This window comes from Streptomyces sp. WAC04114 (genome assembly GCF_019733245.1).
Lineage (GTDB): Bacteria > Actinomycetota > Actinomycetes > Streptomycetales > Streptomycetaceae > Streptomyces > Streptomyces massasporeus_A.
The window spans coordinates 26,224-33,254 of the sequence record NZ_JAIGQA010000075.1 but is presented as its reverse complement, the minus strand read 5'-3'; the positions used below and the strand labels follow the sequence as shown (position 1 = coordinate 33,254).

Genomic DNA, 7,031 nt, shown 5'->3' with positions numbered 1-7,031 from the left:
GCGGGTGGGTGGTGCCGGTTGGGCCGGAGGGCTTACGGGCGCCAGTTCGCCAGGACGCCCTCGTAGAGCTCCTTGTCCGTGAGCTCGCGGGGGGTTTCGCCGGCGAGGAAGTGGGACGTGTTGGGGGTCTTGAGCTTGCGGAGGTAGTCGAAGGCCTTGTTCGCCGGGTCTCCGAAGGCGACGAAGGAGAAGAAGACGGTGGGGTGGGTCTTGGCGGCGTCGGTGAGGGCCTGGGTGGCCGGGGTCTTCGCGTCCGGGGCGCCGTCGGTCTGGAAGACGACGAGGGCGGGGGTGGTGGGGTCCGCCGCGGTCTTGTCGTGGTGGGCGAGGACGGCTTCCACGGCTGCGTGGTAGCTGGTGCGGCCCATGCGGCCGAGGCCGGCGTGCAGCTCGTCGATCTTGTTCTCGTGGTCGGTGAGGGTGATCTCGCCGGTGCCGTCGAGTTCGGTGGAGAAGAAGACGACCGGGACGGTGGCCTCGGGGTCGAGGTGGGCGGCGAGGGCGAGGGTCTGCTCGGCGAGGGCCTGGGCGGAGCCGTCCTTGTAGTACGGGCGCATGGAGGCGGAGCGGTCGAGGACGAGGTAGACCTTGGCGCGGGTGCCGGTGAGGTTGTGGGAATCGAGGGTGGTGGCGGCGGCCTTGTAGGCGGTGGTGAGGCCCGGGGCGCGGGTCTTCACGCGGGTGAGGGGGAGGGCGGGGCCGTCCGTGTCGCTCTTCGGCTCGGTGGCGGGCTTGGCCTTGGCGTTGGCCTTGGACTCGGTCTTGGACTCGGTCTTCGGCGTGGTCTTGCGCTTCGGCTTTGTGTCGGCTGTGGGGTTGGTCGCCTCGGCTTCGCCTTCGGCGGTCTTGTTCCCGTCGGCACCGCCCGTGCTGTTTTCGTCGTCGGCTGCGGGTGGCCCCTGTGGGGCCGGGTCGCCGTCGGCGGCCGCGGCCTCGGGGGCGGCGTCGGGCTCGGGCTCCGTCTCGGCCTTCGTGTCCGTCGGTGCCGTGGCCTCGTCCGCAGGAGCCGGCTCGGCGGCCGGGGTCGGCTTGTCCTCCTCGGACGGCTCCTCCACCGGCGCCGGCTTCTCCGCCGTGGCCTCGTCCGCCGGCGTCGGCTTCTCGGCGGCCGCGGGCGTCTCCGGCTTTGCCGCCGCCGGCTTCTCGGCGACCGCAGGTGCCTCCGCCTCTGCTGCCGTCGGCTCCTCCGCAGCCACAGCCGCAGCAGCAGCCGCAGGCGTCTCCGGCTCTGTCTCCGTCGGCTTCTCGGCCGCCGTAGGCGGCTCGGTCTCGGCCTCCGTCGGCTCCTCCGCAGCCGCGGGCCTCTCCGGCTCGGCCTCCGTCGGCTTCTCGGCGGCCGAAGTCGACTTCGTCGCCTTGTCCGTGACGGACGGGGTCTCCGCGGTCGTCGGCTGGGCGGCGGCGTCCGGGGTCTCTTCGGCCCTCGGGGCCTCGGCGGCCGGCGTCGGGGCGCTCTCCGTCGAGTCGGCGGGGCGTGGGCCCGCGACCTTGTCGAAGGCCGCCGACACGAGGTCGTGTTCGTCGTCGCGAGGTTCGGGGACGGTCGCGGTCGGGCCCGGAGCGGGTTCCGGGGAGGGGGACGGGACCTTGGGGGTCGCCGCAGGTGCTGTCGGAGTGGTCTCGGAGATCGTCGGTTCGGCCGGCGTGGTCTGCGCCGCACCCTCCGGCTCGGCGGTTTGTGACTTGCGGGGTCGTCCGAACGCGTTCCGCAACCGAGTGAGAATGCCCATGTGCGCGCAACCCTTCGCGTGAGTTGAAGCCCGTCAATCCCTGGCCAGGACGGACACGTAAGGTTAGCGGCCCTCCTGTGTGATCTTGGGCAGGGTCTGTTGTGCCAGGTCCACCTTGTCAAGAGGGACATCCGGCCCGTGTAGGTGTCGCCGGGCTGAATCGCCACAACCCCCGTACGTCACCCGCGGGTTCAACCGTTGTTCACCAGGGCGCCCGGCTCTCGCACAAATGCGCCCCTACGGTCACGCTGACACCAAGGGCGTCCATGGGGAGAGTACAAGTGCGCAAGCTGCTGCCGTTGATCGGAACACCGTCCGGTTCGCACCCCGGCGGCCGGTCCGCCATGACCTGTCGTTTCCGGTGTGGTGACGCCTGCTTCCACGAGGTGCCCAACACCAGCTCCAACGAGTACGTCGGTGATGTGATCGCCGGTGCGATCGGCCGCCGGTCGATGATGCGGGCCGCGGCCGTGGTGACCGTGGCCGCCGCGGGGGCGGGTGCCACCGGGGTCGTACAGGCTCCGCGGGCCGCCGCCGCCCCGGCCGGCGGCGCCCCGTCCGCCGCTGCCGCCTCCGAGGCCGCCCGGCGCAAGCACAACGGCGCGCGCGGTCTGCGCTTCGCGCCCGTCGCGCCGAACACCGCCGACGCCGTGACCGTGCCGGAGGGGTACCGGCAGAACGTCGTCATCCGCTGGGGCGAGCCCATCCTGCGCGGGGCGCCCGCGTTCGACCCGGAGAAGCAGACCGCGAAGGCCCAGGCCGCGCAGTTCGGCTACAACTGCGACTTCCTCGCCCTGCTTCCGCTGCCGGGTGAGCGCGGGCGGCAGCTGCTCGTCGCCAATCACGAGTACACCGACGAGATCCTGATGTTCCGCGGCTACGACGCCGCCAACCCGACCCGTGAGCAGGTCGAGGTCGCCTGGGCCGCGCACGGGCTGTCCGCCGTGGTGGTGGAGGAGGACCGCAGGAGCGGCAAGCTCACCGCCGTCTCCCGGCACCAGCTCAACCGGCGGGTCACCGCCACCACCGCCTTCCGGCTCACCGGGCCCGTCGCCGGGTCCGACCTCGTGAAGACCTCCGCCGACCCGACCGGCACCAAGGTGCTCGGCACCCTCAACAACTGCTCCGGCGGTGTCACCCCGTGGGGCACGACCCTGCACGGCGAGGAGAACTTCAACCAGTACTTCGCCAACAGCGGCCGGGCGACCGACAAGCGCTACGGGATCGGCACCGGGGCGACCGAGCGCAAGTGGGAGAGGTTCGACAAGCGGTTCGACGTCGCCCAGGAGCCGAACGAGGTGCACCGGTTCGGGTACGTGGTGGAATTCGATCCGTACGACCCCGAGTCCACGCCCCGCAAGCACACCGCTCTCGGGCGGTTCAAGCACGAGGCGGCCACCGTGCGGCTCACGCACGACGGGCGGCCGGTCGTGTACTCCGGTGACGACGAGCGGTTCGACTACTTCTACAAGTTCGTCGGCAGCAAGCGGATGAAGCGCGGATCCTCCCGTGCCGTGCGTGAGCACAACCTCTCCCTGCTCGACGAGGGCACGCTGTACGTCGCCAAGCTCACCGGTGACTCCCCCGCCCTGGAGATCGACGGCACGGGCAAGCTGCCGAAGGACGGCGAGTTCGACGGGAGCGGCGAGTGGATCCCGCTGGCCACCGCCACCGCCGACGGTGCCGTCTCGCACGTGGAGGGGATGAGCGCCGAGGAGGTGTTCGTCTTCACGCGGCTCGCCGGTGACAAGGTGGGCGCCACCAAGATGGACCGGCCCGAGGACATCGAGCCCAACCCGGTGACCGGCAAGGTCTACGTCGCGCTGACCAACAACACCAACCGGGGCGTCGGCTCCAACGCCAAGGCGGACGAGGCCAACCCGCGCAACGCCAACAAGCACGGGCACGTGCTGGAGCTCACCGAGCGGTGGAACCGGCCCGAGAGCACCCGCTTCGCCTGGTCGCTGTTCCTGGTCGCCGGTGACCCGGACGACCCCGCGACCTACTTCGCCGGGTTCCCGAAGGACGCCGTCAGTCAGATCTCCTGCCCGGACAACGTGGCCTTCGACCCCCACGGCAACCTGTGGATCTCCACCGACGGCGCCCAGCTCGGCTCGCACGACGGGCTGTTCGGCGTGGCGACCCGGGGTGAGCGGCGCGGCGAGCTCAAGCAGTTCCTGACCGTGCCGAAGGGGGCCGAGACCTGCGGCCCGATCATCCAGGACCGGCGCGTTCTCGTCGCCGTGCAGCACCCGGGCGAGATCGACGGTGCGTCCGTGGAGAAGCCGGCCAGCGCCTGGCCCGACGGCCCCGGCACATACGTCCGCCCGGCGGTCGTGGCCGTGTGGCGTGCCGACGGGCGGAACATCGGCGTCTGAGGCACCTGGCAGCAGCCGTCCGGGGCGGCAGCCGTCCGGCAGCAGCCGTTCACGGAAGGGCTGGGCTCGGGGGTCTGAGAGGGCCTCCGGGTGCCGGCCGTTCCCGCGCCGGCCACTCCGGGTAGGCCGGTGCCTGCCGGGCCACCTCCCCGTACGCCTCCTCCAGCGCGGGGTAGACGCCGTCGAGGTCGGTCTCCGTGCGGGCCGCGGCGAGCAGCCGTACGCCGAGCGGGTCGCCCTTGATGCGGCGTACCGCCAGGTCGGGGCGGGGGTGCGGGTCGGCTGGCAGACGGTGACCACCTCGCCGGTCGCGACCAGGGCGTCGGCCGTGTGGTAGTCGCCGTGCAGGACGTGCGGGCTGAGGCGGGCGGCGCGGAACATCCGCTGGACGGCGTCCCACTCGCCGTCGACGGTGGGGTCGATCATCCAGCGGTCGCCGGCCAGGTCGGCGAGGTCGACCTCCTGCTTCACGGCCGCCGGATGGTCGACGTGCAGGGACACGCACTGCGGTTCGCGCTCCACCAGGACGCGCAGCCGGAGCTCCACGGGGATGCGCAGCGGGCAGCCCTCCACGTCGTGGACGAAGGCGACGTCGAGCTGGCCGTCGGCGACCATGCGGAGCAGGGCGTTGGGCGAGACGTTCATGTGGAGGCTGGGGTTCTGGCCATGGGCCCGCAGCCGGCGCAGCCAGCCCGCCAGGGCCTTGCTCGCGGTCGAGCCGACGCGGAGCTCGGCGCCGCCGGACGCCGCCGCCCTCGCCTCGGTGACCAGCAGGTGCAGGTCGGCCGTCAGCGGGCGGGCGCGGCTGAGGACCAGGCGGCCGAGCGGGGTGGGGCGGCAGCCGGTGTGGGAGCGCAGGAAGAGCGGTCCGCCCAGCTCCTGCTCGACGCGGCGCAGTTGTGTGCTCAGCGAGGGCTGGGCGAAGCCCAGTTGCCGGGCGGCACGGTGCAGACTGCCGCACGCGGATACGGCTGTCCCGCTGCTGCGCGGGGCGGCCGTATCCGTCTGCGCGCACCCGGTCCGGGTCAGCGTCCCTCGTGCAGCGTGAGGTCCGTGACGACCGCGCGGTGGTCGGTGCCGGCCAGGTCCAGGATGCGGGTGCGGCTCGCCCCGAAGTCCTCGGACACCAGCACGTGGTCGATCTGCACGCCGAGTGTGGGTGCCGTCCGGGCCGGCCAGGTGGCCGTGCGATCGGCGCCGTCCAGGCGGGAGGCGTCGCGCAGGCCGGTGTCGAGGATGCGGCGGAAGGCGGCGTGGTCCTGGGAGGCGTTGAAGTCGCCGGCCAGGACCAGGGGGGTGCCCGGGTCGGTGCGGGCCGCGTCGCGCAGCGCGCCGAGCTCCCGGCGCCAGAGGTCCACCCGGCCGGGCAGCGGGGGCATGGGGTGGGCGAGTTGCAGCCGTACGGCGTGCCCGTCGACGTCGGCGACCGCCCCGGGCATGCCCATCGTGCCGGGCACGCCCTCGGTGGGCCGGAGCGGGAAGCGGCTGAGGATGACGGAGCCCTCGGAGCCGCCGCCCTCCACGGCCCGGCGGTGCGGATAGTCCGGGGAGAGGTCCCGCTTCAGCAGCGCGTCGCACGCGTAGTCGCACTCCTCCACGAAGACCACGTCCGGTTTCTCGCGGCGGACGGCGGTGACGAGGGAGGCGGTGCCCTGGCCGAACTCGACGTTGGAGGTCAGCACGCGCAGTTCGGCGACCGGCCGGCCCGAGGGGTCGCCGACCGTGCCGTACGGCTCGATGAACCAGGCCAGCAGGCCGAGCAGGACCACGCCCCACACCGTCCCCAGCCACCAGCGCGACAGCAGCGTGAGCAGCAGGGCCACGGCGGTGGGGACGAGCAGCCAGGGGAGGAAGGCGAGGAACTGGGGGACGGGGGTGATGCCGTCGCTGTCGGCGGCCCGGAAGCCGACGACCACGCTCACCCCGGCGAACAGCAGGCCGGCACACCAGGCGGCGGACCGCCGTCCGGGAGGGCGGTGCTCGCGCCCGTCGTCCCTGGCGGTCCACTCGGCAGCGGCGGTGTCCAAGGCCCGGCCTTCCGTTCGCGGGATGGGATGCCCGAATCCTCCCTCACGGGCGAATCCTTCCTCAGAGACGGGGTGGGGCGGGGGAAGGTTGCCGGGCGTCGACCCGGGCCAGGAACTCCTCCAGCGCGGCGTCGAACACCTCCGGGCGTTCCAGGTTGGGCATGTGGGCCGCGCCGTCGACGATGTGCAGCTCCGCGTCCGGGAGGGCCGCGTGCAGGGCCAGGGCGTCGGAGACGGGCGTGAAGGTGTCGTCGGCGCCCACGACGACCAGGGCCGGGACGCAGACGCGCGGCAGCAGGGCGGTGTAGTCGGGGCGGCGGGCCCGGGCGCGCAGGGCCGCGGCGGCACCCTCGGGGGCGGTGGCCGTCATCATGCCGTGCACGTGCGCCTTGACCTGGGCGGACGCGTACGGGGCGACCATCCGCTCCAGGACCTCGTCGGCGTAGCCGCGCATGCCCTCGGCGAGGAGGCGGTCCGCCATGGCGTCGCGGGTGCGCACGCCCTCGGGGGTCTCGGCCGCCGGGAAGGTGTCCGCGAGGACCAGGCCGCGGACGCGCTCGGGGAAGAGGCGGTAGCAGTCCATGACGATCTGGCCGCCCATGGACAGGCCCGCCAGGACGAACGACTCCACCTTCAGCTCGTCCAGAAGGGCCTCGATGTCCCGGGCGAATCCGGAGAAGTCCGCGACGGCCGGGGTCGTGGGGGAGGCGCCGTAGCCGCGCAGGTCGGGGGCGACGACACGGCGGGTACCCGGGAACCTGTCGAGCTGCGGGGCCCACATCGTGCGGTCGAAGGGGTGGCCGTGGACGAGGACCAGGGGTACCCGATGCGTGTCGGGGCCTTTGTCCTCATATGCGAGGAAGGGTGCCATGACGTCGACCCTAGGCCGCCCAACT

General features: G+C 72.9%; 4 protein-coding genes and 1 pseudogene. 1 reads left to right on the top strand and 4 read right to left on the bottom strand.

Annotated features, from left to right (window positions below):
* Positions 1-32: 32 nt before the first annotated feature.
* Positions 33-1,730 carry a VWA domain-containing protein gene (locus K4G64_RS20410; RefSeq protein WP_221757458.1) on the bottom strand — a complete coding sequence of 566 codons (1,698 nt, stop codon included), beginning with the start codon at positions 1,728-1,730 and terminating at the stop codon, positions 33-35.
* Between the two features lie 281 nt (positions 1,731-2,011).
* Here K4G64_RS20410 and K4G64_RS20405 point away from each other — a divergent pair, with 281 nt between their 5' ends.
* Positions 2,012-4,108 carry a PhoX family phosphatase gene (locus K4G64_RS20405; RefSeq protein WP_221757457.1) on the top strand — a complete coding sequence of 699 codons (2,097 nt, stop codon included), beginning with the start codon at positions 2,012-2,014 and terminating at the stop codon, positions 4,106-4,108.
* A gap of 49 nt (positions 4,109-4,157) precedes the next feature.
* Here the strand turns inward: K4G64_RS20405 and K4G64_RS20400 are convergent.
* From K4G64_RS20400 to K4G64_RS20390, 3 genes and pseudogenes are all read right to left on the bottom strand, one after another.
* Positions 4,158-5,137 (bottom strand): annotated as a pseudogene (locus tag K4G64_RS20400) (LysR family transcriptional regulator).
* On the bottom strand, positions 5,134-6,135 hold the full coding sequence (locus tag K4G64_RS20395; RefSeq protein WP_221757456.1) for an endonuclease/exonuclease/phosphatase family protein: 1,002 nt from the start codon (positions 6,133-6,135) through the stop codon (positions 5,134-5,136). The pseudogene K4G64_RS20400 and the gene K4G64_RS20395 overlap by 4 nt, the downstream one beginning before the upstream one ends.
* A 61-nt stretch (positions 6,136-6,196) precedes the next feature.
* A complete protein-coding gene (locus K4G64_RS20390; protein ID WP_221757455.1) occupies positions 6,197-7,006 on the bottom strand; it encodes an alpha/beta fold hydrolase in 810 nt (269 codons plus the stop codon).
* Between the last annotated feature and the right edge of the window lie 25 nt (positions 7,007-7,031).

Coding starts and splice junctions, on each gene's coding strand:
- K4G64_RS20410 (WP_221757458.1), bottom strand. CDS start 1,730: ATGGGCATTCTCACTCGGTTGCGGAACGCGTTCGGACGACCCCGCAAG.
- K4G64_RS20390 (WP_221757455.1), bottom strand. CDS start 7,006: ATGGCACCCTTCCTCGCATATGAGGACAAAGGCCCCGACACGCATCGG.